Source organism: Photobacterium sp. Ph5 (assembly GCF_022129445.1).
Taxonomy (GTDB): Bacteria; Pseudomonadota; Gammaproteobacteria; order Enterobacterales; family Vibrionaceae; genus Photobacterium.
The window spans coordinates 76,477-102,130 of sequence record NZ_JADQAQ010000005.1; the positions used below are offsets into that span (position 1 = coordinate 76,477).

The following is a 25,654-nucleotide window of genomic DNA, read 5'->3' on the forward strand; positions in this document are numbered from 1 at the left end:
TATAAAATGTTTGACTATAGATTAGTCACTTTTATATGGTTAATTATTCATATGATAGTGCTCTTTATTTCAAATGATATGAAGTCAAAGATACATGTTTTAGGTGTTTTTTACGCATTTTCGTAGTGATTAATACGTCTATTGCTGCTGTTTTACTTTGACAATCATTTCTTATCTGGTAAAAATTTCTATAACTACAGAGATAAGCGCACCCTATATTATAGGGTGAGTGGATGATAAATATTCAATTTTTAGCATGCGACAAAAATATTATAGGTCTTTTTGGGCAAGGAACATGAGTAAGATAGTGAATCATAAAGCTCAAATTGCCACGAAAATAATGTCAGATAGTCAATTTGTCTACGTTATACGTCAATTTATAGGTGATCATGAACTATTAATTTTGACTTATGGCGTATTTGATTCTAAAAATAGATAAAATGTAGTATATTTTTTTGCAAGGAAGTAAGAAGGTGGAATAAAAAATGGTAGATACCAAAAAGAAACCATCCAAGGAATTGGATCGCATTGACCGTAATATTTTGAATGAACTTCAAAAAGACGGCAGAATTTCAAATGTTGAGCTATCTAAGCGTGTTGGTTTATCTCCAACACCTTGTCTTGAGCGTGTACGTCGTTTAGAACGTCAAGGTTATATTAGTGGTTATACGGCATTGCTTAACCCACAGTTTCTCGATGCTTCATTATTAGTGTTTGTAGAAATCACGCTAAACCGTGGTGCGCCAGATGTATTTGAACAGTTTAATAAATCAGTTCAAGAGCTCGAAGATATTCAAGAATGTCATCTTGTTTCTGGTGATTTTGACTACTTATTGAAAACACGTGTATCTGATATGTCAGCGTACCGTAAGCTTCTTGGTGAAACATTATTGCGTCTACCGGGTGTTAATGACACGCGTACGTACGTTGTAATGGAAGAAGTTAAACAGTCAAATAATCTAGTAATTAAAACACGATAAGTGTATTGCTGGATATAAGCAGAATAAATAAACGAGCGGCTATTTAGCCGCTCGTTTTGTTTGTACGATATGTAATTGATTCATTGTGATGGTTAATTGGACAAACAGTGAATCAAATTGACATAGTGATGAATTTTTTTATCTATTAAGCGTCTACAATAGGTATCTCATATGAACTATTTGTACCTTGTTATCTGGGACGAGTGAAAATTTTTATTAAAAACTTTATCGGTACACAGACAATGTGCGCATTTAGTATAGAATAGTGGCATTGAGATAATGACATTGTATTTCTGATATTTGGCTAAGCTTTATAGCGTATTTGGCTGTAGAGATTAGTATTATTCGATGAATGTCTTAGATTTCTGGCAAATTTTTGAGTTTTATAGAGACATCGGAGTTATCCTTGAGGAAGATTAAAGGTAAAAAACTGTCCCAGATGCGTTTGTCAGGTACACAACGCATTATTGAAGGTTTTTTAATCATCAGTATTTTAGCTGCTATTTATATTATGGTGGCATTGGTAACATTTAACCCTGCAGATCCATCATGGTCACAAACTGCTTGGGAAGGGGTTGTTCAGAATAAAGCTGGCGCGTTTGGCGCTTTAGTCGCTGATACTTTCTTCTTCAGTTTTGGCTCATTAGCCTATGTATTTCCTGCCTTGATAGTCTTACTTGGCTATTATTTATTTCGTCGCCGTTCAAAAAGTTTATCTCACGATTATATGGTTTACGGCACTCGTCTTTTAGGCCTAATTTTATTGCTGTTAACGAGCTGTGGTCTTGCTGATTTAAACTTTGATGATATTTGGTACTTTTCATCTGGTGGGGTAGTGGGAGATGTTGTTTCAAATATCTCAATGCCGCTGCTTAATGTACTCGGCACAACATTAGTCCTTATGTTTATTTGGGCTATTGGTTTTACGTTGTTCTCGGGTATTTCATGGACATCCATTGTTGATACATTAGGTGAGAAGACACTTGCTTCGTTAACTTGGTTTCTAAATAAATTTCGTTCAGATAAGCATGAGGTTATGCGACCTTTTGCAACTGAAATTCCTGATGAATCAGAAATGCCTTACATGGCACACATAGATGACGTTGATGATGAAGACGACCCGTTATTGTCATCTTATGTTAATAACAATCCATCAGAGAATAATGCAAAAGAAGTAGAATCTTCACCTTACAAGATTGTTCGACCGAATTCTGATATGGCACGAGATCCATTGTTAGAAACGAGTCAACCTGTCATTAGTCAACCAGTTGTAAATCAGCCAGTGGCACAACCGCAAGCTGCAGTTCAACAACCAATGGTAAGTCAGCCAGCGGCACAACCGCAACCAGCTGTTCAACAACCAGTGGTAAGTCAGCCAGCTGAACAATCACAACCAGTTGTTCAACAACTAGCGGCACAACCGCAAACTGCTGTTCAACAATCCGCCGTAAGTCAGCCTGTTCAACAGCAACAAGAGACAGTTCAGCAGCCAGCTACTCAGCCTCGTGGTCTTTCGATTGAAGATTTAGAACGCGAACTAGATAAAAATGAAGATTTTACTGTTCCAGTGGATGAGTATACGCAAAGTGCAATTGAAGCGGCTGAATCAGCAGTAACCGCTGCTCCTGCTTACCATTCTTCACAGCAGAATGTTGCTGAACTAACTCAACCCGTAGAATCTATGGCTGCTCAACAGACAACACCTGTAGCGCCACAAGCTGTCGCTCCACAACTAACAACATCACAGCCAGTTCCTGGAAGTGATATTGAAATTGGTGTGCAAGATGGTATGTCTGAACTAGAGCGTGGTGAAGCGGTTGAGTTAACACCAGAGCAAAAAGAAAAAGCTGATCAGGAAGCGTTTTTACAAAACATTCGTGATTTACAAAAAGAACAAGCGCATTTGGCTGGATTAGATAATCCGTTTTTAATGCAAACAGAAGTTGATCTTCCGGCTCCAACGTCACCAATGCCGACATTAGATTTATTGCAACCTGCTCGTCGCACTGTTGAGCCAGCTTCTGAAGAAGAGCTGCAAGCGACAGCAGCGCTAATTGAATCTAAGTTAGTTGATTATAAAATTAAAGCGCAGGTGAAAGGGATTTATCCGGGTCCAGTTATTACCCGCTTTGAATTAGATTTAGCGCCAGGTGTGAAAGTCAGTCGCATCTCTGGTTTAGCAAAAGACTTAGCGCGTGCGTTGTCTGTGATGGCTGTACGTGTAGTTGAGGCTATTCCGGGTAAACCATATATTGGTTTAGAACTGCCAAACAAGGGTCGAGAAACGGTATACATGTCTGAAGTGGTCGCCAGTGAGCGTTTTCAGAATATGGATGGTCCATTACCGATTGTTTTAGGTAGCGATATCGCTGGTGAAGCTGTTGTGGCTGATCTAAGTAAAATGCCACACTTATTGGTTGCGGGTACAACGGGATCGGGTAAATCAGTTGGTGTAAACGTCATGATCTTAAGCTTACTATATAAGTGTAAGCCTGAAGATTGTCGCTTTATTATGATCGATCCAAAGATGTTGGAGTTATCTATTTATGAAGGTATACCGCATCTATTAACGGAAGTTGTGACTGATATGAAAGATGCAGGTAATGCCCTGCGTTGGTGTGTCGGGGAAATGGAACGTCGTTATAAGCTAATGGCGAAATGTGGAGTACGTAACGTAGCGGGCTTTAATGCTAAGTTAGAGGAAGCAGCGGCGGCGGGTTACCCTATTCATGATCCATTATGGCAACCAGGCGATACTATGGATGAATACCCACCATTACTTGAGAAAATGCCAAGTATTGTAGTGATCATTGATGAATTTGCTGACTTGATGATGGTTGTAGGTAAGAAAGTTGAAGAACTTATCGCACGTCTTGCTCAAAAAGCACGTGCGGCAGGTATCCACTTAGTACTTGCTACTCAGCGTCCATCTGTGGATGTTATTACCGGCTTAATTAAAGCAAATATTCCTACGCGTATGGCATTTACCGTATCAACGAAAACAGACTCACGTACCATTCTTGATCAAGGTGGTGCAGAATCCTTGCTTGGTATGGGTGATATGCTGTATTTACCACCAGGTCAAAGCCATACAACACGTGTTCACGGTGCATTTGCATCGGATGATGATGTACATAACGTGGTGAATGATTGGAAAGCGCGTGGTAAACCACAATATATTGAAAGTATTTTAAGCTCAGATCAAGGTTCAGAGAGCCTTCTACCAGGTGAAACATCAACCGGAGGTGATGATGATATCGATCAACTCTTTGATGAAGTGGCTGCATTTGTAACTGAAACACGTCGCGCATCAGTATCGGGTGTTCAACGACGCTTTAAAATTGGTTATAACCGTGCAGCACGCATTGTTGAGCAATTAGAAGCACATGGCATTGTTAGTCCACCAGGGCACAATTCAAACCGAGAAGTACTTGCACCAGCGCCTGTACAGATCCACGATTAATGAATAAACCGACACCTTGCTGTCAGTAAACTTATAGCGTAATTTAAACCGCTGCTCATAATATGTTCGGCGGTTTACTTTAATAGAGGTTAGCGAATATGATGAAAAAGTTATGGCTAGGTATGTTAGTTGCCGTTCCAATGCTTGCAACAACAAGCGTTTGGGCTACAACACCACAACAAGCATTAAGCAGCCGACTTGATAAAGTGAATGCCTTTAGCGCTAACTTTACTCAAAAAGTGATTAGCCCCGATGGTGAAACTTTGGTTGATGGGACTGGCGATTTATCCATTAAGCGTCCTAATCTATTTCGTTGGGATACCAAAACACCGGATGAAAGCTTATTAGTGTCGGATGGTAAAACGGTATGGTATTACAGCCCATTCGTTGAGCAAGTTACAGCGATGTGGCTAAAAGATGCGACAGCACAAACGCCGTTTGTTCTATTGACACGTAATAATGAAAAGGACTGGTCGCGTTATAATGTTAAGCAATTAGCTGATACATTTACATTAACGCCGAAAGATAAAACGGCTTCAATGGATAAGTTTATTGTAACTGTATCTAAAGATGGTCAAGTGCGTAATTTCTCTGTCGTTGAGACAGACGGACAACGGAGTAATTACACCTTATCTAAATTTACACGTACTACGCCAGCGACAGACTTATTCAAGTTTACGCCACCGAAAGGGGTAGAACTGGACGACCAACGTCAATGAATAAAACAATCTATATGATGCTATGAGTTAGCGTGTATGTATTGTTAATCTAAATTGTATAGGTGGCTGTTAGCCACCTTTTTCTGTTTATGGGAGTGGTTATTTTGAATAACTTCAGCCTTGATTTTTCTTCTGATTTCAGACCGCTAGCCGCAAGAATGCGACCTCGAACAGTAGAAGAATATATCGGTCAGCAACATATCTTGGGACAAGGAAAACCCTTACGTCGAGCCTTAGAAGGCGGACAACTACATTCAATGATTTTGTGGGGTCCACCGGGTACAGGAAAAACGACATTAGCAGAAGTCGCTGCACATTATGCCAACGCTGAAGTAGAGCGCGTGTCTGCTGTAACATCAGGTATTAAAGATATTCGAGCTGCGATTGATAAGGCTCGTGATAATAAAATGGCAGGGCGTCGCACTATTTTATTTGTTGATGAGGTGCATCGTTTTAATAAAAGTCAGCAAGATGCGTTTTTACCGCATATTGAAGATGGTACTGTAACCTTTATTGGTGCAACGACGGAAAACCCATCGTTTGAACTTAATAACGCATTACTCTCTCGAGCTCGTGTTTATAAGTTAAAGTCACTTGAGGATGATGAGATCTTACAAGTGATTGAACAAGCATTAACAGATAAAGAGCGAGGTGTAACTGAAACGAATTTACACTTTGCGGATGATATTAAGGAAAAATTAGCTGAGTTTGTTCGTGGTGACGCTCGTATGTCTTTAAATTATCTTGAGCAGCTTATTGATATGGCTGAAGAAGATGATAAAGGCATTAAGCAAATAACGGTCGAATTATTGGCGGAAGTCACAGGCGAAAAGGTTGCGCGCTTTGATAACAAAGGTGATCTTTGGTACGACATGATCTCGGCAGTGCATAAATCAATTCGAGGTTCTAATCCTGATGGCGCTTTGTATTGGTTTGCACGTATGCTCCAAGCTGGCTGTGATCCTTTATATGTAGCTCGTCGTCTACTGGCAATTGCTTCAGAAGATATTGGGAATGCTGATCCTCGCGCGATGCAAGTCGCGGTTTCTGCGTGGGATTGTTATACCCGTGTTGGCGCTTATGAAGGTGAGCGAGCTATAGCACAAGCGATTGTGTACCTAGCTTGTGCGGCGAAAAGTAATGCAGTTTATGTGGCGTTTAATCTTGCCAAAGCTGATGCTCGTGAGTTTCCAGACTTTGAAGTGCCTCATCATTTACGAAACGCACCAACGAAGTTAATGAAAGAGTTGGGCTACGGTGAGGGCTATCGTTATGCCCATGATGAAGGTGGCGCTTATGCTGCTGGTGAAGTGTATCTACCACGTGAAATTCGTGATCGGGTTTATTACCAGCCATCAAACCGCGGTTTAGAAATGAAAATATCCGAAAAGTTGGATTATCTTGCTTCATTAGATGCAAAAAGCCCGTTAAAGCGCTACCAATAATAAGGCTTTTTGGGTATCGTTAAACCACTGGCAGTTCCATAAGAGAACTGCCTTCCTAATTACAGACTATTTTGATAAAAATCGTCTAAATAACGTGCATTTCAGAATATTAAGAGCACAGGATTAGCATGCTAGATTCTAAATTACTTCGAACAGAGCTGGATGAAACAGCTGAAAAACTCGCGCGTCGTGGTTTTAACCTTGATGTAGAAACTTTACGTAACCTTGAAGAGAAGCGTAAATCCCTTCAAGTGAAGACAGAAGAGCTTCAAGCTCAACGTAACTCGCGATCGAAGTCGATTGGTCAGGCAAAAGCGAAAGGTGATCACGAAGAAGCCGAGCGTATTATGGCTGAAGTGGGTAACCTAGGTTCTGAGCTTGATGACGCGAAAAAAGCGTTAGCTGAGTTACAAGCAGAGCTTGATGTTATTACACAATCTGTACCAAACATCCCAGATGATTCTGTACCTGTTGGTAAAGATGAATCTGAAAACGTAGAAATTTCTCGTTGGGGTGAGCCAAAAGCTTACGACTTCGATGTGAAAGATCACGTAGATCTTGGTGAAATGGCGGGTGGTCTTGATTTTGCTAGTGCTGTAAAAATTACCGGTGCACGCTTTATCGTTATGAAAGGTCAATTTGCGCGTTTACACCGTGCAATTGCACAGTTTATGCTTGATCTTCATACCGAAGAGCACGGCTACACAGAAATGTATGTACCGTACCTAGTAAATGCAGATAGCTTATTTGGCACCGGTCAGCTTCCGAAGTTCGGTGAAGACTTGTTCCATACACAGCCTTTAACTGAAAAAGTAAATGACGAAGAGCCTCGCGTTCTATCATTGATCCCAACTGCTGAAGTGCCAGTAACAAACATGATGCGTGATACCATCACTGATGAAGCCGATCTTCCAGTTAAGATGACTGCTCATACTCCATGTTTCCGTTCTGAAGCTGGCTCTTACGGTCGTGATACTCGTGGTCTTATTCGTATGCACCAGTTCGATAAAGTTGAACTTGTACAAATTACGAAACCTGAAGATTCAATGGCGGCATTAGAAGAACTAACAGGTCACGCTGAGAAAGTACTTCAGCTTTTAGAGCTTCCATACCGTAAAGTGATTCTTTGTACTGGCGATATGGGCTTTGGCTCATGTAAAACCTACGATCTTGAAGTATGGGTTCCTGCTCAAGAAACATACCGTGAAATTTCTTCTTGTTCTAACATGTGGGATTTCCAAGCTCGTCGTATGCAAGCACGTTTCCGCCGTAAAGGTGAGAAGAAGCCTGAGCTTCTACATACACTAAACGGTTCTGGTCTTGCGGTTGGCCGTACTATGGTTGCTATTTTAGAAAATAACCAGCAAGCAGATGGTCGTATCGAGATTCCAGAAGTACTTCGTAAGTACATGAATGGCATGACTCATATCGGTTAATTATTGATATAATAATATAAACCCAGCAATGCGCTGGGTTTTTTTATGCCTGTTTATTGTGGTCTAGGTTAATGGTGCATGTTGTTATGTTAGGGATTGTGATAGGAAGATCGTCAGCAATATCATTGATAATAAGATCAAAGAACTGGAAAATAGTGTCTGATATCTGAATAGAATAAAGATAAAGATCTTCTTTAAGTTTATTTTTATCTTGGTTATTAAACTTAATTTCTAGAAAATTTTGCATGAGCTTTTCGATTGGCCAAACTGGTGGTGTTTGTTGGCTTATCATCGATATTTGTCCAAGTCTTCGTTGGATCATTTTTACATGCATTTCTAATTCTCGCGTATAGCTTTTACTTTCTAACGGGTAATGTTCAATCGTCCACCGGAATCGGTTTAAATTATCTAGCGCATTTAATGTGACAGGCCAAGCGGCTTGGTAATGTTCGAAAGTGGTATCTTTTTCAGCCGTGAGTAAACTAGAGCTAATAACATCATCAATAAGATACATGATATGCCGAATAATTCTTCCATGTACGGCTTGGCTGCGTTGTAGAGAGTAGCTGTGGTAATCCGCAAATAAACGCTGTATTTCTTGTCTCAATATCCGAAACATTGGTTTGTGATTGGTATCAGCTTGATGAATTAACATTGAGAGTGTTTCTTTTAAGGTATGTCTTTTATTCTTAACAGATTCATGGAAGTTATTATTTTTATTGTTATTCACAATTTTTTGATGGCAATAGCGGCGATGATAACGAATAAATTGTATCAGTTGCCTAAGCTGCATTATTTGGTCAAATTGCAGTTGTAATTGTGCGTTGTTTTTCTTTGTTTTCCAAGTGATATATCCAATAGTTAATAGTGAAATAATTGCAGCTATGATCAACCACATAAATAGCCCTTTAATTACTCTTATTATTTTAGTGAATAAGCAAGGGGTATGCCGTTAGTGTTTATTTATTAAAACAATTAGTTACTGTTTTAATGACAATATTTGATGGGCAAATTTGGTTCAAGTGCACTAAATAAGTGCGAAGAAATAAAAAAGGCGCCATGATGAGGCGCCTTATATAAATAAACTAGATGAATTAGGATTCTTGTTTTAGAGGGTGAAAGTTAACTTCTTCATCTTTAGCCGCAGCTTTAGGATCATTGAAGCGTTCAATATCAAGCTCGTTTTCACTCTTAGCGACAATACATGTCACTACAGAGTCACCAGTAATGTTGACAGCAGTACGGATCATATCAAGCAGGCGGTCAACACCCATGATGATTGCAATACCTTCAACTGGAAGACCAACTTGGTTTAGTACCATGGCCAGCATGATTAAGCCGACACCAGGAACACCCGCTGTACCAATAGAGGCAAGTGTTGCAGTGACAATAACGGCAATGTAGTCACCCATGCTTAGGTCAATGTTGAACGCTTGAGCAATAAATACTGTCGCGACACCTTGCATGATAGCTGTGCCATCCATATTAATGGTTGCACCTAGCGGTACTGTAAATGAAGCAATCTTGTTATTGACACCAAGACGTTTGGTTGCTGTTTCCATCGTAACTGGAATTGTTGCATTTGATGATGCTGTTGAGAAAGCAAACATCACCGCATCTTCCATTTTCTTTAGGAAAGTAATAGGGCTTAGACCGGTAAAGATCTTTAGCATCGCGCTGTATGTTACTAAACCGTGGATCAGTAAAGCGGCAACAAGCACTAAGAAGTAGTTAATCAGGTTAAAGATTGCATCTAGCCCTAATCCTGTAAATAGCTTAGCCATTAGGAAGAACACACCGAATGGTGCAATGTTCATTAGTAATGCAACAAGCTTCATGATTACTTCATTAAGATCTTTGAATACTTCAGCGATACGTTCACCAGGTTTACCCGCAGCACTAATTGCGATACCGAATAATACGGCAAAGACAATGATTTGAAGAGTATTACCATTTGCCATAGAACTTATTGGGTTAGTTGGGAACATGCCCACAATAACGCTACCTAGCGTTGGCGCTTCTTTTGCAGCAAATGTTGTTGCTGCGCTTAGATCTGCACCTGCACCTGGTTGGAATACATTTGCAAGGAAGAGTGCGAGGGTAATAGCAATGGCAGTCGTTGCAAGATAAAACAAGACTGTTTTACCACCTAGGCGGCCTAATGTTGCGATATCTTTTAATGAACTAGTACCACAAACCAGCGATACAAAAACGAGAGGCACTACAAGCATCTTTAAGCTGGCAATGAAAATTTTGCCACCAACATCGAATAAACCATTAACGATGTATTCGTGGATAAAAGAGATATCAGCTAAAAAGGTGCGAATTAAAAATCCTGTTAGAATACCCAGTACCATACCGAGGATCACTCGGGAGGTGAGGGACATTTTTTTCTTTGTCGTTGACATTGAATTTTCCTTATAATTATTCACTCTGTCCATCTATATATCAGAGCACAAAGAGACTATCAGGACTTCAATGTTTCAACCAAAGTAAAAATACGATCAAATATTAACTATATGGTTGATGTCACGTTTTTTATATTTCGGTAAAGTTAAATAGAAGCAATATTAACTACTTGTTAACATTTTAATAGTTTTTATATCGGGTTGGTCACGATTTCATCTTAAGTATTTCTTTGGTAAATAGACGGCGCTAATTCTCATAGTATAAGGAAATGTTACTACTTCAGAGTATTTAGCTATTTTGCTAATGATTCACTTGTAACTTAAAGTGATTTCCCCTGTGGCGTTGTGAATATATATTCTAAATATATGAATTTAAATATTTCAGGTATAAAAAAGGGCACAAATTTTGTGCCCTCTATATATAAATGAAGTGTAAATTACATTACACGCATACCAGGCTGTGCACCTTCATGTGGCTCTAGGATCCAAAGATCTTTACCACCAGGGCCTGCTGCTAGGATCATGCCTTCAGACATGCCGAACTTCATTTTTCGAGGTTTAAGGTTAGCAACCATAACTGTCATTTTGCCCACTAACTCTTCTGGTGTGTAAGCAGACTTAATACCAGAGAATACTTGGCGCATTTCACCGCCAATATCTAATTGGAATTTAAGTAGTTTGTTTGCCTTTGGAACTTCTTCACAAGAAACGATCTTAGCGATACGCATATCCACTTTTGCAAAATCGTCAAATTCGATTTCAGCTTCAATCGGCTCATCAGTTAAAGGGCTTGCAGGTTTTGCTGCCGCTTCAGCCGCTGCCTTATCTGCTGCCGCTTCTTCTTTAGATGATTCAACCATCGCAGCAACGTGTGCAGGATCGATACGGTTAAATAATGCTTTAAACTTCGTTACTTCGTGCGCAGTCAGCGGCTTGGCAATTGTTTCCCAAGTTAGTGTTTCGTTTAGGAATGCTTCACTACGCTCAGTCAGTTTTGGCATGACTGGCTTCAGGTAAGCCATTAGCACGCGGAATAGGTTGATACCTACAGTACAAATTTCTTGTAACTCTTGGTCTTTACCTTCTTGCTTCGCAACAACCCAAGGTGCTTTTTCATCAACATATTGGTTTGCTTTATCTGCAAGTGCTGTGATTTCACGAATTGCGCGACCGTATTCACGGCTTTCGTATAGTTCACCGATACGATCAGCGGCTTCAACGAATTCTGCATATAGCTCAGGTTCAACGAAATTATCAGATAACTTGCCATCGAAACGTTTAGCGATGAAGCCTGCATTACGAGATGCAAGGTTAACAATCTTGTTTACTACGTCACTGTTAACACGTTGCGTGAAATCTTCTAGATTTAAATCTAGATCATCAATACGGCTGTTTAGTTTAGCAGCGTAATAGTAGCGTAGACACTCTGGATCTAGGTGTTTTAGGTAAGTTCCTGCTTTGATGAACGTACCTTTAGACTTAGACATTTTCGCACCATTTACTGTTACGTAACCGTGTACGAATACATTGTTTGGTTTACGGAAACCCGCACCATCTAGCATTGCAGGCCAGAATAGGCTGTGGAAGTAAACAATGTCTTTACCAATGAAGTGGTATAGCTCTGTTGAGCTATCTTTATTCCAGAACTCATCGAAGTTTAGATCGTCGCGCTTGTCACAGAGGTTTTTAAATGAACCCATGTAACCAATTGGCGCATCTAGCCATACATAGAAGTATTTGCCTGTCTCACCTGGAATTTCAAAGCCGAAGTAAGGAGCGTCACGAGAAATATCCCACTGTTGCAGGCCTGACTCAAACCACTCTTGCATTTTGTTTGATGTTTCGTCTTGAAGTGCACCAGATTTAGTCCATTCTTTTAACATGCTTTCAAATTGAGGCAAGTCAAAGAAGAAGTGCTCTGAATCTTTCATTACTGGTGTAGCACCAGATACAGCAGATTTAGGGTTGATCAAATCTGTTGGGCTGTAAGTTTCGCCACAGTTATCACAGTTGTCACCGTATTGGTCTTCAGCTTTACACTTAGGGCATGTACCTTTTACGAAACGATCCGGTAGAAACATTTCTTTCTCAGGGTCAAAAAGCTGAGAAATAGTACGGCTAGTGATAAAACCTTTTTCTTTTAGCTGAGTGTACACAAAAGACGCCAGTTCACGGTTTTCCGGTGAATGCGTACTGTGGTAGTTGCTAAAATCAATATCGAAGCCAGCAAAATCAGCTTGGTGCTCTTTGCTCACTTCGGCAATCATTTGCTCAGGTTCCATACCCATCTGCTGGGCCTTAAGCATGATTGGAGTACCGTGTGCATCGTCTGCACAGATGAAATGAACTTCGTTGCCGCGAAGGCGCTGGTAGCGCACCCAAATATCCGCTTGTACATGCTCAAGCATGTGACCTAAGTGGATAGAACCGTTAGCATACGGAAGGGCACAGGTAACCAGAATTTTTCTTGGATTGGCAGCCATAATTACTTATTTCGCTCATGATGGGTAAAAAACGTAGCTGTAAATACTACCTGATGGTTGCCGTTATTCCTAGCATCAGATACGGTTTTATCCGCTTAAAAGCTTGTGAAATAGGGCAGTTTTCATGCTTTGGTGGTAGCATTAAGTAAAACAAGTAAAATTAGCGTAGCAACAAGCTTTTAAATGACGAACTAAAGGTTAAGTTGTTGCTCGTTTGATAATAGATTATGTGGAGCGTTAACTTATGACTAACGGTGTGACTCATCGTTTTCAGAATGTTGCTGATATATGCCAATGGCTAAATCACTTTGAGCATTCTCTTCTTAATTCAGAATGGGCAGATGTGCCTAATGTTGTTTCAATCTCTGCCGATGGTTTAATTACGATCACCATACCTTTTGCTGCGGCTAAATTGGTTAATGAACTCGAAGAATGGATTGCCAGCGAGCAACATAACGGTGTAATTCCCTTAAGTGCAACCTTTAGTGTTCGTGCAAAAGTTGCCACCTTAGCGGTTGAGAATAAACAACCTTTACGCGGTGTGAAAAATATTATCGTAGTGAGCTCTGCAAAGGGCGGGGTCGGTAAATCAACAACTTCAGTTAATTTAGCTTTAGGTCTTCAACAACAAGGGGCTAAAGTTGGGTTACTTGATGCTGATATTTACGGCCCATCAGTACCTATGATGTTAGGAACGATGGATCAAAAACCACAGTCTCCTGATGGTAAAATGATGATGCCTATTGAATCTTGTGGTTTATATACTAATTCTGTGGGGTATTTGGTGCCTGCTGAAAGTGCAACGATTTGGCGTGGGCCTATGGCATCTAAAGCGTTAGCGCAAATTATCAGTGAGACATGGTGGCCCGATCTTGATTACCTTGTTATTGATATGCCACCAGGTACGGGTGACATTCAACTGACGTTATCGCAACAAATACCTGTTACAGGCGCTTTGGTTGTAACTACACCACAAGATTTAGCACTAGCTGATGCTATTAAAGGGATCAGTATGTTTAATAAAGTGGATGTGCCTGTATTGGGTATTGTTGAGAATATGAGTTATCACGTTTGTAGTCATTGTGGACATCATGAGCATATTTTTGGCACTGGTGGTGCTGTGAAAATGGCGCAAGATTACTCTGTTCCGTTACTCGCTCAATTACCACTTGATATTAAAGTACGCCAAGATATTGATAACGGTAAGCCAACCGTGGCGGCATCGCCTAATTCTGAGCAAGCGGTGGCTTACATTGATTTAGCTGCGACAGTGGCTAGTCGCTTATACTGGCAAGGTGAAATAGCTGCAGAGCAGATTACAATTCGTACTATGTAACAATAATATGAGACGGCTTTTGTCCGTTTTCTATTAAAATGTGTCGGATGTCTCATTTTTATTGGCATCTGACATAACAACTGCTTATAATCAGGCGGTTTAATTATTTATCTCGCCACGTGATCTAACAGGTGCCTTCTGATATGTCTGAAAATTCACACCAATGCGTTATTATTGGTATTGCAGGTGCTTCTGCATCCGGTAAAAGTCTGATTGCCAGTACTGTATATAAAGAGCTAAAAGAAAAAGTAGGCGATCATCAGATCGGTGTTATTACGGAAGATTGTTATTACAACGATCAAAGTCACCTGACCATGGATGAGCGGGTCAAAACTAACTACGATCACCCTAACGCCCTTGACCATGATTTACTTTGTGATCATCTAGAGCAGTTAATAAAAGGTGAAGCTGTAGAAGTTCCACAATATAGCTACAGTGAACATACTCGTTTAAAAGAGACGACGCTATTAACACCTAAGAAGGTGATTATTTTAGAAGGTATTCTTTTACTTACCGATCCTCGTCTGCGAGATTTAATGCATGCAAGTGTATTTATGGATACACCGCTAGATATTTGTTTACTTCGTCGTTTACAACGTGATGTTGCAGAGCGTGGTCGTACAATGGAATCTGTGCTTGTTCAGTATCAAAAGACGGTACGCCCTATGTTTATGCAATTTATTGAACCGTCAAAACAATATGCTGATATTATCGTTCCTCGCGGTGGTAAAAACCGTATTGCAATCGACGTACTGAAAGCGCATATAGCGAAGTTATTACGTTCTTAAATTTTCATAAGGCTGGCTTTTGCTAGCCTTATTTTTATCTTTCGGGAAACCCTGTTAAGATTTGCCTACACAGGTATTATTGATAATACGTGTGTTTTGTTATTCAGGAGAAAGCTCAAATGAGACTTTGTGACAAGGATATCAAGGCGTACCTTGATGAAGGAAAAATCAATATCGAGCCACGTCCAGCCGATGACTGTATTAGTGGTTTAACTGTTGATGTGACCCTTGGTAATAACTTCCGTATTTTTAATGATCATGGTGCACCCTTTATCGATCTTTCAGGAAAGAAAGAAGATGTAGCAACGCAACTTGATAAAGTTATGAGTGATGAAATTGTTGTTGAGGAAGGAGAAGCTTTTTTCCTTCATCCAGGACAACTTGCTTTAGCAGTAACTCATGAATCAGTAACATTACCTGCCAATATCGTAGGTTGGTTGGATGGACGATCATCATTAGCGCGTTTAGGTCTAATGGTACACGTTACTGCACACCGTATCGATCCAGGTTGGTCTGGTCGTATCGTACTTGAATTTTATAATTCAGGTCGCTTACCACTGGCATTACGTCCACATATGCCAATTGGTGCGTTAAGTTTTGAAACCTTATCTGGTGAAGCTGAAAAACCGTATAATAAACGTGTTGACGCTAAATATAAATATCAGCAAGGTGCAGTAGCAAGCCGTATTAATGAAGATGATAAAGAGAGTTAATTTCAGTCTTCAATAATTTGTATTTTAAGAGGCAATCCATCGTGATTGCCTTTTTGTTATGTGTGATATTTTATTACCTGATAGTACTACTATGATGTTTAGGGTCGAAACTATCATTATAAATCATTGTCATAACGCAGAGCTTAATATTATTAAGCTTATATTTTAATTGTTTATATTTCTTATGCAGACTCCTAATCGTGATAATGGGTGCTATGGAAAGAGGGTAGTATGAAAAAATTACTGTATGTTTTAATCGGTATTATTATCGTCGTTGTACTTGGGATCACAGCCCTTGCCACGTTAGTAAATCCCAATCAGTTTAAAGCTGTGATTGCAGAGCAAGTAAAAAAGCAAACAGGGCGTGAATTGGATATTCGCGGCGATATTAACTGGCGTTTTTTCCCAACATTAGGTTTAAGTGTGGGGGAAACAACGTTAAATAACCCTCAAGGCTTTGCTCAACCAAACCTAATTCAATTTAAGCAGGCAGAGTTGTCTGTTTCAGTATTGCCGCTTTTATCTCATGAGCTTGATATTGGGAAAGTACGTTTAGATGGTGCGCATGTTTTTGTTCAAACACTGAAAGATGGTCGTAGTAATTTAGATGGCCTAACTGAAAAGTCATCAGTGAAGGAAGTGAATGACTCTACATCATCAAAAGCTAATAAAGATGCTGTTAGTAATGTTCAGGATGAGCAGTCAACTGCATCAAAGGTAAAGGCACAGCCATGGAAAATATCTCTTGCAGGGGTTGAACTTATCAATGCTAGTGTTGATATTATTAATGACAAAACCGCATCGAATATTGCGTTAAATAAGGTGAATTTCACCTTAGATAAGCTGACACCAAATACATGGACGAAAGCGACATTTGATATTTCGGGAAGTGCAAATGCGCTTAAATTTGCGGCTAAAGGCAGTACCGAGTTGAATTTGTCTTCTGCATATCAATTAGCGGAATTAAAAAATTTAGATTTATCTCTTATTGCACAAGATGGAAAAACTGAGATAAAACAAGCTCAAGTAACGTTGGATCATTTTAAGTATGGTCAATGGGCAACGGTTAATCTAAATATAGATGGCCAATTACCAGAGTTGGCTTTTGTTACCAAAGGGAAAACCCAGTTTAAATTATCGTCTGATAGAAATATTCTGACTTTAGAGAACCTATCAATAGATAATGCATTGTCAGGCAAAGCGTTACCTCGCCCTAAGATGCAGGTAAACATTAAAACCAATGCTAGTTATGATTTAACGACAAAAACAGCGACGTTATCAAAACTCAATGTGAATGCTGATGAACTAGCGTTAATGGGAGATGTATCATTTATCAACCATGATGTTCCCGTTATCCGTTTTAACTTATCTAGCGACAATATTAATGTTGATAACTGGCTTAACAAGCAGCATGGACAGGTTTCACCTAAAAAGCCTGCAGGATCAGATCAAGCTGTAAACAACGCATCAACCGAAATCGCTGCGTCAACGCCACAACAAACATCTTCACAATCGGTATCAAATACTCCTCCTGCAATACAAGAGCCGGATCTTTCAGGATTAAAAGGTATTGATGTTGACGGAACGATAATGGCGAAAAGGTTCACTATTTCACAGGCACATTTGTCTGATGTGAAATTGTCGGTTGTCATTAAAAATGGGATTGCAAAGCTAAATTCGTTTACGGCAAATTTATATAAAGGCACAGTGAGTGTATCTGCACAATTGAATGTAAATACACCTTTAGCTAGCTATCAATTACATAATCAAATAAAGGGTGTTGAAATCCAGCCATTATTGGAAGATGTTGCTAATAATAAGCAGTTAGCTGGACGTGCAAATATTATTGTTAATCTTGCAGGTAAAGGCTTATCTTCACAACATTTGAAAAATAACAGTACAGGTACGATTAATGTGAATCTAACCGACGGCGCTGTTTATGGTGTGAATATATCGGAGATGATCCGTTCGGCAAAAGCCCGTTTAAAAGGTGAGAAGTTAGCAGATAGTCAGAAGCAAAAGAAAACCGATTTCTCTTCTTTAACGGCATTGCTGCAATTAGGGCAAGGCCAAGCAAAGATCGATAATCTTCATCTAGTTTCACCATTACTTGATATTAATGGTAGTGGTACGACTAATTTAAATAATGAGTCATTAAACTTTTCTGTTGATACTGCTATTGTAGCAAGTGGTAAAGGTCTAGATGAATTGAAAGGTATTACCGTTCCTATTAGAATAAAAGGCACATGGCAGCAGCCTAAATATCAATTAGATTTAAAAAACCTCTTTAAGCAAAATAGTGGATTAGAGCAGAAAGCGAAGAAAGAGCTAAACCGTGGTCTTGAAAAGTTATTAGGTGATAAAGCCAAAGACGAAAAGATTAAAAATGTAGCGGATCAATTGCTTAAAGGTTTGTTTAACTAACAATATTTCCTATGTTGGTCACGTTATTACTGAAAAGGTTTGCTTATTAAGGCAAGCCTTTTCTATTTTATATGTTTTTGATACTAAAAAGTAAATGGCGACTTTTTAGTAAGAAAGTGAGCAGTAATTACTGTAACTTGATAAATGAATGACGCCATATGATGGATTATGATAGATAAACCGACGTCGACAGATGAAAAGACGACCTTGATGTCAAAAGTAATGGCGATTGTTACTTTTGTGGTCGATAAAATAAAAGCCTTGCCTCCTATTGATCACTTGATCCGTGCTGCGGATCGTTTTAATGATCGTTTGGGGAGTCAGTTTGGTGCAGCTATCACTTATTTCTCTTTTTTATCCCTTATCCCTATTTTAATGGTGTTGTTTGCAGCTGCTGGTTTTATATTGGCCTCTAATGCCTCATTACTAAATAGCATTATTGATAAAATAGTTGCAGGTGTTACTGATCCAAGCTTAGCAACGACATTAAAAAACACTGTTAATATTGCGATTAGTCAGCGTACAACTGTCGGTTTAAGTGGTTTAGCTATTGCTTTGTATTCTGGTATTAGTTGGATGGGGAATTTACGTGAAGCCATTCGAGCACAAACCCGTGATGTATGGGAACGTAAACCAGAAGACAAAGATCATTTTTTACTGCAATATGTGAAAGATTTTGTCGCACTGACTGGATTGGTGGGCGCATTAATTTTTACCGTTGTGCTAACGTCAGTTGCCGGCTCAGCCCAAGCAACGATTGTTAATGCGTTAGGTTTAGAAAATATTACTTGGCTACGCCCCGTTCTTACCGCAACAGCTTTAACGATATCAATCTGTGCTAATTACCTTATGTTCTTATGGATCTTTTGGATGTTACCAAAGCGTCGTTTTAATCGCTGGGCACTGATGAAAGGAACACTACTTGCAGCGATAGGTTTTGAAGCGATTAAGTTTGCTATGACGTTCATGTTGCCTAAATTAGCAAGTTCACCATCAGGTGCGGCGTTTGGTTCAATTATAGGTCTAATGGCATTTTTCTATTTCTTTGCGCGTCTAACGTTATTTTGTGCCGCTTGGATCGCGACTGCAAATGAACACCGGGTATTATCAGCTAACGATGCTGAAAATTAATAAACAGTGTTAGAAAAGAGGGATGACAATTATTGTCATCCCTTTTTTTGTGCAGAAAGCTCTAGATCCGTTAGGAATTGACTGATTTTATTACATTCGATGTCAATAAAAGGTTCAATGACTTTATGACGGATCAAAGCGTAACTAATGACAGATATAGCCATCGTTATAAAGGCATTGATACCAATAGAGAGTAAGATAATACTAACAATTGCAATGTATGCGATAGCGTAACCTAGTACTTGATTTTCATTATGCTGAAGTGGGGTTTCGCAATGTTCGCAGTTAAAATACAGTACTTCTTTATTCAGTGCTGGAACTGTGGTTTTTTGCTGACAGCAAGGACAAGTTTTTTTCATTATTATTACCTCTAAATAGACTTACAACGCTTGATATGCGAGCTACATCCATGTCTATATCAGTGACGTTTATACTACTGAAGGTACATATTCTATTTGACCGAGCAATGTAAATTTTTTGTTTATACATGGTTAACTGAGTACTATGTTAGTAGTTTATTTGTTGAAATAGCAATAAAATTTCACATTTACAAACAATGAAATACGAAGGAGTGTATGTGGATTCAATAACGCAAGCAGCATTAGGCGCATCTGTTGCAGCGGTTGTGGCTGGACGTCACTGTAAACCAAAAACCTTATTGGCAGGAGCTGCTTTAGGTACCTTGCCTGATCTGGATGTATTAATTAGCTATGGTGACCCTATTTCAGATACGGTGAAACATCGTGGTTTTAGCCATTCACTTTTTGTGTTGCTTCCGTTTTCTTTATTATTTACTGCATTGTGGTACCGTTTTAGACTTACAGTATTATCATTTAGTCGATTATGGTTTTTGATAGCAGCATGCTTGATCACCCACCCATTATTAGATTCGTTTACGACTTATGGTACGCAGCTTTTTTGGCCTTTAGATGTCAGTGTAGCAATATCCAGTATCTTTATTATCGATCCACTTTATACCTTACCTTTACTAGTAATGCTCACTGCGAGCCTTATGTGGCGGGAGAAAATGGCTAAGTTGTGTGGTATTGGGTTGTTAATGTCGAGTTTATATCTAGTATGGTCTGTCGCGGCTTATTCGATAATAAATCAGCGTGTTCATGATGAAGTTAAAGATACGCCTTTAGCCAATAAACCGATATTTATTAGTCCAACACCGTTTAATACTGTGTTGTGGCGGATCATTATTTTAGATGATAATAAATACTATGAAGGTTTTTCTTCATTATTAGATAGTAAAAAGAATGGCAACTATCCGATGCAATGGGCTCAGCGAGAGCGGGGGTATTGGCAACTTGAGCAAACCTCAGAACATGTTAATGATCTTGTTAAGTTTTCGAGTAATTTCATTCAATATCAGATCATTGATGATCAATTAGTGGTAACAGATTTACGGTTAGGGTTAATTGAGTACTTACCATTTCGATTTGTGGTTGCGAAACGATCACCTCAAAAAGATTGGCAATTAGTTACCCCGATTAAAATAGAAGAGAGAAAGGTTAAACCAAAGCACCTTCCTGCTTTATGGTTACGTTTATTGGGGAATCAAGATGTGAATGCTGATCTTTGTCATATCAATGAGTGTCCCAATTTAACTGTTACTAAAAAGTGATAAATCTGTTTTTTTTTATGCTTGCTAATGTGTGTGTTTAGTAATGGTGGAAGGCTTTTTTCGCTGTGGGTATCACAGAGATGAAAGCCTATTATTTAACCCATTTAGACTGTGATTACTATCAATAAATAATAAGCGAAATACTGCCACCTTATCCTTAGAGATTGATTTTTATAATATTGATTAACAGGGAGATGGGTATGTTGTACCTTGAGTTTATATTTTTACTGGTTGTGCTTTATGCTGGTAGTCGGTTCGGTGGTATTGGTCTTGGAGTGGTATCTGGTTTAGGTTTGTTGGTGGAAGTATTTATTTTCCGTATGCCGCCAACATCACCACCGATTACCGTTATGCTTATTATCCTTGCTGTTGTGACTTGTGCATCGATTTTAGAAGCGGCTGGTGGTTTAAAATACATGTTACAAGTAGCAGAACGGATTCTACGTAGTAACCCCAAGCGCGTTACAATAGTCGGCCCACTTGTTACGTATGTAATGACGTTTATGCTAGGGACAGGGCATGCGGTTTACTCGATTATGCCTATTATCGGTGATGTCGCATTAAAAAATGGTATTCGACCAGAGCGCCCAATGGCTGCGTCTTCTGTTGCATCTCAACTTGCGATTACGGCAAGTCCAATCTCAGCGGCTGTTGTGTATTATCTTGCTCAACTATCAGGTATTAATGATTCAATTAGTTTACTATCAATTTTGATGGTGACGATACCCGCAACTTTAGGCGGTACAATATTATTATCACTATACAGTCTACGCCGTGGTAAAGAATTAGCCGATGATCCTGAATATCAACGTCGTTTACAAGATCCTGTATGGCGAGATCAAATCCTTCATACAACCTCGACATCGTTGAATGAAACATTACCTAAATCAGCGATGCATGCTGTTATGTTGTTCATTGTTGCACTAATTACGATTGTCATTGTTGCAATGGTGCCTGAAATTAGAACCATTGGGGATGCTAAACCTATTTCAATGTCGTTAATTATCCAAATGATGATGTTGGGCTTTGGTGGTTTGATCTTATTAGTGACGCGTACCAATGTGCAAAAAGTACCAGAAGGCGTGGTATTTAAGTCAGGTATGGTTGCGGCAATCGCTATTTTTGGTATCGCGTGGATGAGTGATACTTACTTTCAGTATGCAATGCCGTCGTTTAAATCGGGTATTACCGAAATGGTTCAAGGCTATCCTTGGACATTTGCATTAGCGTTATTTACTGTTTCTGTTGTCGTTAACTCACAGGCTGCAACGGCACGTATGATGTTACCAGTGGGCTTAGCAATGGGATTAAGCCCAGCTTTATTGATTGGTTTAATGCCTGCAACGTATGGATATTTCTTCATTCCTAATTATCCATCAGACATTGCAACGGTTAATTTCGATGTCACAGGTACAACTAAAATTGGTAAATGGTACTTCAACCATAGTTTTATGGTACCTGGTTTAATCGGTGTTATATCTGCGTGTTGTATTGGTTACTTGTTAGCTCAAGTTATTATTTAATACGATGGAGAATAATAAAAAAGGCACGATGTGCCTTTTTTATTTTATACCATTCGATTAGTCATCAGCTTGCTTTTTGGTTGGATCTTCCGGCGTTTCATAAGGCCAATAATGATGACCGATGCGAATAAGCACTGTTGCTGCAGCTAAAACAAATGCGGCTAATGATAGCCAAATAATGAAAGTACCATCTAACTCTTTCATACCCAATGTGATGTAGCGAGCAATCGCCATGATTGCAATATAAATAGGATAACGAACTGGAATTTTACCATTGGCAACAAATTGTTGAACCATGGCCAATATTTCCAAGTAAATGAACATTAAAAGGATGTCTGTTAGTAAAATATTTCTTTCGACAATGACATGTATAAATTCATTAAACATGGCAACGACGGTTGAAAGAGTTATCCCAACCAAAAGAATCGCTTCTAAGATATGAAATATTTTAAGAAAAGGTTTACTAAACGCTTTCGGTAAATGGGAAGGCATAATTGCTCCAAAAATAGCATTAATGACTGATAAGCATGCGGCTATTATATGAAGCTATAGACTCTGTGATAGTAAAAAATGTAAAAAGCAATCCGGTTGTTTGTTATTTAGCCATTAAAAGTAAGGTTTATTACCTTTAATGGCTTATCGTCATTTACCAATCAATACCTTTACGTGCTTTTATACCGCTTTCGAATGCATGTTTAACATTACGCACTTCTGATACAGTATCGGCAATTTCAAGTAATTGACGGTGTGCAGCACGGCCTGTGATGATCACCGATTGTGTGACTGGTCGCTTTTCTATAGCTTCTATAACATCATCTAGAGCAACGTAATCATAGCTGACCATATAAGTCAGTTCATCGAGTAATACAACATCATAGCTATCATCTGCTAACATAGCCTTACATTGTTGCCATGTTTCTTGCGCAGCGATGGTATCAGCGTCTTTATTTTGCGTCTCCCACGTAAAACCAGTAGCCATTACGGCAAAGTTGACACCGTGTTGTTCTAGCAAATTACGCTCGCCACAATCCCATGTCCCTTTTATAAATTGACCGACGCCACAGTGCTGACCATGACCGACAGCTCGTGTAATCATGCCAAATCCTGAGGTGGATTTACCTTTACCATTGCCAGTGATGACCAGAACCAGTCCTTTTTCTTGCTGGGCGGCATCAATACGAGCATCGACTTGCTCTTTTAATTTTTGTTGGCGCGCTTTATAGCGATCATCCTTGTTGGTTGTAACTGTCATCTGAAATCCTTAAAAATGATAATGAGTCGCGAAGGCTAATAATGTCAGGTATCCCGCTATCTCTGCAAGTTGCTGCGTTGCTCCTAAACAATCCCCAGTGTATCCACCAAGTTGCTGGTTGAACCAATAACCACAGCTTTGACGTACAAGTGTTGTTGTGACAAGGCAACCCAAGACGAGAGATAGTGGTAATATTGTAAGAATCAATACGGCTGTTGTTAGTAGTATTCCAATATCAAATAAAGACTGCTGATTGGCTAAAGGTTTAACTTTACTATCTTGATCTGCGCGAACATAAGGGTAAGAGAATATAAGGCTAGCGGCTGCGACTCGACTTATACAATGAATGACAATGAAAGCATAAACAGGGAAGTAGAGGCTTATGTTAGCCAATGAGACTAATGTTACCCATTTTAAACCTAATGCCATTACTAGTGCTGAAGCGCCATAAGTCCCCAAGCGAGAATCTTTCATTATATTGAGCTTCGACTCAATCGTCCAACCACCACCAAAGCCGTCAAATACATCAGCTAGTCCATCTTCATGGAAAGCTCCCGTGATTAAGATACCTGAAATCATTGCTATACCAATAGCAATTGTAGGGGGAAAAAGCAGAATAAATATTAGATATATTAAGCTACATATTACTCCTACAATAAGACCAATAACACCAAAGTAGCGATTGGCATGATTTAATCGCTCAGTGCTAAATGGAGTATTGATTGGAATAGGAATACGGGTAAAAAACGCTAATGCTACTAAAAATAGCTGCCATTGATATCGATAGCCATTTTCCGTTAGTGATGCTTTGCTCTGGGTTTGATGTTCGGTACTCACACAGTAACTCCTGCATCATCAAAACTCGCCATATCATTGTAAAAGGCACAAGCAGCTTTGATTAAAGGTAGGGCTAGTACTGCGCCAGTTCCTTCACCTAAGCGCAAGCCTAAGTTAAGTAATGGTGAGGCATTGAGATGTTGAAGCATACGGTGATGCCCAGCTTCTTCTGAATGGTGACAGAAAACAAGATAATCAATCACATTCGGGTTGATTGCAACAGCCAGTAAGGCGGCAGCAGTAACAATGAAGCCATCGACCAATATAATCATACGGTTTTCAGCCGCTTGCAGTATACCGCCTGTGATTTGCGCAATTTCAAATCCACCGACAGCAGATAACACTCTTAGAGGATCGCCTGTCGCGCTAAAGTGAAGTTTACAGGCAAGACGAATAAGCGCTAATTTTTTTTGATATTGGCTGTCATCAATGCCCGTACCGTGCCCAGTGCAAGCATCTGCAGGAAGGTTTAGCAATAATGCCATAATTGCAGCAGCACTACTGGTATTGCCGATCCCCATCTCACCAAAAGCAACAAGGTTTGTACCAGATTGATTAAGTGATTCAACAACACTTGCTCCAGCAGATATTCCTCGTTGTACGGTATCAAGTGACATTGCATCTTGAATAGTGAAATCTTGTGTTCCTTTACCTAATGATTGCTTGATTAAATTTGGATGGTCATCAACATCACCTAAAATACCAGCATCAACAATTTTAAGCGCCATATTATTGCTACGGCAAAAACAGTTCGCTGCCGCACCGCCGGCTAAAAAATTATGGACCATTTGGGTGGTGACTTCTGCGGGCGCAATACTTATTCCATGTTGTGAAATGCCATGATCTGCCGCGAAAATAAGGAGGTGAGGATTATCGATGGTCAGTGTATCGCTTTGTTGTATTAATGCGAGTTGTTCAGCAAGTGGTTCTAATTGGCCTAACGCACCAATGGGCTTCGTTTTATTATCAATGCGTTTTTTAATGTGGATAGATTGAGTTTTATCTACAGATGAAATGTTAAACACAGTGCGAATCCTTTGCCGAATGTTTGAAATATTAATCACTTAATACAGTGATTGTTTCAGA

The 25,654-nt window shown here is 39.4% G+C and carries 20 protein-coding genes; 12 read left to right on the plus strand and 8 right to left on the minus strand.

What is annotated here, in order from left to right; genetic code table 11:
- Positions 1 to 485 precede the first annotated feature (485 nt).
- The 5 genes from lrp (at position 486) to serS (ending at position 8,043) form a co-directional block, all read left to right on the plus strand.
- Positions 486 to 980 (plus strand): leucine-responsive transcriptional regulator Lrp, encoded by a 495-nt coding sequence (lrp, locus tag I3259_RS03420; protein WP_005368765.1) that lies wholly within the window; start codon positions 486 to 488, stop codon positions 978 to 980.
- Between the two features lie 439 nt (positions 981 to 1,419).
- On the plus strand, positions 1,420 to 4,443 hold the full coding sequence (locus I3259_RS03425) for a DNA translocase FtsK 4TM domain-containing protein (RefSeq protein ID WP_238028382.1): 3,024 nt from the start codon (positions 1,420 to 1,422) through the stop codon (positions 4,441 to 4,443).
- A gap of 101 nt (positions 4,444 to 4,544) precedes the next feature.
- Complete coding sequence (gene lolA / locus I3259_RS03430; protein WP_238028383.1) at positions 4,545 to 5,162, plus strand: outer membrane lipoprotein chaperone LolA; 618 nt, start codon at positions 4,545 to 4,547, stop codon at positions 5,160 to 5,162.
- Positions 5,163 to 5,251: 89 nt separating this feature from the next.
- Complete coding sequence (locus I3259_RS03435) at positions 5,252 to 6,607, plus strand: replication-associated recombination protein A (protein ID WP_275949774.1); 1,356 nt, start codon at positions 5,252 to 5,254, stop codon at positions 6,605 to 6,607.
- A gap of 128 nt (positions 6,608 to 6,735) precedes the next feature.
- On the plus strand, positions 6,736 to 8,043 hold the full coding sequence (gene serS / locus I3259_RS03440; RefSeq protein WP_105059839.1) for a serine--tRNA ligase: 1,308 nt from the start codon (positions 6,736 to 6,738) through the stop codon (positions 8,041 to 8,043).
- 43 nt (positions 8,044 to 8,086) lie between these two features.
- On the opposite strand, the gene I3259_RS03445 is transcribed toward serS, so the two are convergent.
- The 3 genes from I3259_RS03445 to metG all read right to left on the minus strand — a co-directional run bounded on the left by I3259_RS03445 (position 8,087) and on the right by metG (position 12,934).
- A complete protein-coding gene (locus tag I3259_RS03445) occupies positions 8,087 to 8,941 on the minus strand; it encodes a hypothetical protein (protein ID WP_238028335.1) in 855 nt (284 codons plus the stop codon).
- A gap of 196 nt (positions 8,942 to 9,137) precedes the next feature.
- On the minus strand, positions 9,138 to 10,451 hold the full coding sequence (locus I3259_RS03450) for a dicarboxylate/amino acid:cation symporter (protein ID WP_238028336.1): 1,314 nt from the start codon (positions 10,449 to 10,451) through the stop codon (positions 9,138 to 9,140).
- Between the two features lie 437 nt (positions 10,452 to 10,888).
- The gene (gene metG, locus I3259_RS03455; protein WP_238028337.1) at positions 10,889 to 12,934 is read right to left on the minus strand and encodes a methionine--tRNA ligase; all 2,046 of its coding nucleotides are present in this window, start codon (positions 12,932 to 12,934) and stop codon (positions 10,889 to 10,891) included.
- Between the two features lie 244 nt (positions 12,935 to 13,178).
- Between metG and apbC the strand changes: the two genes are divergently transcribed.
- The 5 genes from apbC (at position 13,179) to yhjD (ending at position 19,326) form a co-directional block, all read left to right on the plus strand.
- The gene (apbC, locus tag I3259_RS03460) at positions 13,179 to 14,270 is read left to right on the plus strand and encodes an iron-sulfur cluster carrier protein ApbC (RefSeq protein ID WP_238028338.1); all 1,092 of its coding nucleotides are present in this window, start codon (positions 13,179 to 13,181) and stop codon (positions 14,268 to 14,270) included.
- 143 nt (positions 14,271 to 14,413) lie between these two features.
- Positions 14,414 to 15,058, plus strand: coding sequence for a uridine kinase (gene udk / locus I3259_RS03465; RefSeq protein ID WP_238028339.1), 645 nt, complete (start codon positions 14,414 to 14,416; stop codon positions 15,056 to 15,058).
- 119 nt (positions 15,059 to 15,177) lie between these two features.
- Complete coding sequence (dcd, locus tag I3259_RS03470; protein WP_107206183.1) at positions 15,178 to 15,771, plus strand: dCTP deaminase; 594 nt, start codon at positions 15,178 to 15,180, stop codon at positions 15,769 to 15,771.
- 231 nt (positions 15,772 to 16,002) lie between these two features.
- A complete protein-coding gene (locus I3259_RS03475) occupies positions 16,003 to 18,195 on the plus strand; it encodes an AsmA family protein (RefSeq protein ID WP_238028340.1) in 2,193 nt (730 codons plus the stop codon).
- 168 nt (positions 18,196 to 18,363) lie between these two features.
- Positions 18,364 to 19,326, plus strand: a complete 963-nt coding sequence (gene yhjD / locus I3259_RS03480; protein WP_238028341.1) for an inner membrane protein YhjD — start codon at positions 18,364 to 18,366, stop codon at positions 19,324 to 19,326.
- A 35-nt stretch (positions 19,327 to 19,361) separates the two neighbouring features.
- Here yhjD and I3259_RS03485 read toward each other — a convergent pair whose 3' ends face one another.
- The gene (locus I3259_RS03485) at positions 19,362 to 19,685 is read right to left on the minus strand and encodes a hypothetical protein (protein WP_238028342.1); all 324 of its coding nucleotides are present in this window, start codon (positions 19,683 to 19,685) and stop codon (positions 19,362 to 19,364) included.
- A 218-nt stretch (positions 19,686 to 19,903) separates the two neighbouring features.
- Between I3259_RS03485 and I3259_RS03490 the strand changes: the two genes are divergently transcribed.
- Both I3259_RS03490 and I3259_RS03495 read left to right on the plus strand, forming a co-directional pair.
- A complete protein-coding gene (locus I3259_RS03490) occupies positions 19,904 to 20,956 on the plus strand; it encodes a metal-dependent hydrolase (protein ID WP_238028343.1) in 1,053 nt (350 codons plus the stop codon).
- 200 nt (positions 20,957 to 21,156) lie between these two features.
- Positions 21,157 to 22,479: an anaerobic C4-dicarboxylate transporter gene (locus I3259_RS03495; protein WP_238028344.1), complete on the plus strand. Its 1,323-nt coding sequence runs from the start codon at positions 21,157 to 21,159 to the stop codon at positions 22,477 to 22,479.
- Positions 22,480 to 22,536: 57 nt separating this feature from the next.
- Here the strand turns inward: I3259_RS03495 and I3259_RS03500 are convergent, their stop codons facing one another.
- From I3259_RS03500 to cobT, 4 genes are all read right to left on the minus strand, one after another.
- Complete coding sequence (locus I3259_RS03500) at positions 22,537 to 22,971, minus strand: phosphate-starvation-inducible PsiE family protein (protein ID WP_238028345.1); 435 nt, start codon at positions 22,969 to 22,971, stop codon at positions 22,537 to 22,539.
- A 154-nt stretch (positions 22,972 to 23,125) separates the two neighbouring features.
- Positions 23,126 to 23,731 (minus strand): cob(I)yrinic acid a,c-diamide adenosyltransferase, encoded by a 606-nt coding sequence (gene cobO / locus I3259_RS03505; RefSeq protein ID WP_238028346.1) that lies wholly within the window; start codon positions 23,729 to 23,731, stop codon positions 23,126 to 23,128.
- Between the two features lie 9 nt (positions 23,732 to 23,740).
- Positions 23,741 to 24,568, minus strand: coding sequence for an adenosylcobinamide-GDP ribazoletransferase (locus I3259_RS03510; protein WP_238028347.1), 828 nt, complete (start codon positions 24,566 to 24,568; stop codon positions 23,741 to 23,743).
- Positions 24,565 to 25,593, minus strand: a complete 1,029-nt coding sequence (gene cobT, locus I3259_RS03515) for a nicotinate-nucleotide--dimethylbenzimidazole phosphoribosyltransferase (protein ID WP_238028348.1) — start codon at positions 25,591 to 25,593, stop codon at positions 24,565 to 24,567. Before cobT ends, I3259_RS03510 begins: the two co-directional genes overlap by 4 nt.
- Between the last annotated feature and the right edge of the window lie 61 nt (positions 25,594 to 25,654).